Annotated in this window: 2 protein-coding genes and 1 pseudogene; all 3 read right to left on the bottom strand. The window is 40.3% G+C overall.

The window, feature by feature from the left end:
* Positions 1 to 215: pseudogene (locus VB654_RS07685) on the bottom strand (hypothetical protein); the annotation flags it as partial.
* Between the two features lie 7 nt (positions 216 to 222).
* Positions 223 to 780, bottom strand: coding sequence for a DUF2085 domain-containing protein (locus VB654_RS07690; protein WP_323213077.1), 558 nt, complete (start codon positions 778 to 780; stop codon positions 223 to 225).
* A gap of 26 nt (positions 781 to 806) precedes the next feature.
* Positions 807 to 1473 (bottom strand): Uma2 family endonuclease (locus VB654_RS07695; protein WP_323213078.1); only part of this gene is annotated, 667 nt, incomplete at its 5' end.

Below are 1473 nucleotides of genomic sequence, written 5' to 3' on the forward strand. Positions count from 1 at the left end.
TATGCAGTCCGCCAATTCTGATTTAAAGCCACTTCAATCTGAGGGTATGTTTCTTCATCGTACCCCGATTCATCAGCCATCCATTCATCAACTAATCCTATAACTTTTTCTAAGGAATCGTCCCCGTTTGTTTTTGGTTCAACAAATCCCTCAAAGTCAACGATATCAATGTCTCTTATCTGACTTGACGCATTGGACGATGATGTTTTGGTCATGGGGTGACTATAGGTGAGCTTCTTTTTCAATTCTATGCCATTCAGGGCTGAGATTTGTCCGCTTACCTTGTCGCCAACCATGCAGAAGCGGCATAGTAAATAAACCCCAAGCCAAACCCGTAATTAACCCAAAAGGTGTCACCAAATAATTATTAAAATTCCAAAAACCGAAAACCTGAGCAGCCAATTCCAAAGGATAAGCCATCATCAACACACTAGCCAAAGCTGCACCATTCCAGCCATATTGACTTAACCAATAAAAACCCTTACCACCAGTTACCCCATATAACAGCCGAGTAATTAGCAACCCCGTCACCGTACCATAGCAACGCATACACACAGCCATAATAAATGGGGGTGCTAAATCCAAACCCATATCAGGTTGTGGACAGACATGATTACCCATGAAATAAATAATGTCCGCAATCCTACCCAGCAAAGACACATCAGACGCAGCCAAAAAAGGAGCAATAGGGGGGCCAAAAACCATCCCCACCAACAGAAAATCAGCAATAAAACTCACCCAATTAATCTGCAAATCCCTTGACAAAATAACCCTTTGCATATTTCTTACTTTGTGCGAAAAATTGCTTAATCTATTGTATCTGGATCAATACCCATTTCTCGCAATCTTGCTGCTAATTGTGCTGCTTTGTGTTCTGCTTGTTCAGCCCGTAATCTTTGTAATTGGGCTTCTTCTTTACCGACTAATAATAAATTACCATCTAAATCCCACCAGCGCAGCCAAAGTTGCTCAGGATTATTTAAATAACTTCCTTGCCATAGTCCTAATTCTACACCTAAAGGGGGAATTTGGTAATGTCCACGTTCGTTAGGTTGCATTTTTTGGTAGGAAAAATCTACCAAGTGATAAACTTCTAATTTCTCATTATTAACTTCATAAATAGCATAGTAGGGAATGCGGATCACTCGTTCATATACCCAAAATTTCCCAGGTTTTGCACCTTCACGATTACCAGATAAAGGTAGAGGTGTTTTGTCTCGTTCTTCATCACCATTACCACTGGCTAATTCTATCGCAATTAATGGGGGTATATATTCCCGCCATAACACATAAGAACGGCGAATTTTACCTTCTAATCTTGGTGCTACATCAGGGACATAAAACCAATCTGGTGCTACTGTACCTTTTTCCGGTGGTTGTGTTTCGCGCCAATAAATACCACAATCTTGACCTATACAAAATTGTCCATCGGGATGTAACTTTTGTAAAGTTTGAATTATTGAGTCTGTGATA

This window comes from Nodularia sp. UHCC 0506, assembly GCF_034931045.1.
Taxonomy (GTDB): Bacteria; Cyanobacteriota; Cyanobacteriia; order Cyanobacteriales; family Nostocaceae; genus Nodularia.

What these genes read in the sequence shown, in the direction of transcription:
- VB654_RS07690 (WP_323213077.1), bottom strand. Translation starts at nt 780, where the DNA reads ATGCAAAGGGTTATTTTGTCAAGGGATTTGCAGATTAATTGGGTGAGT.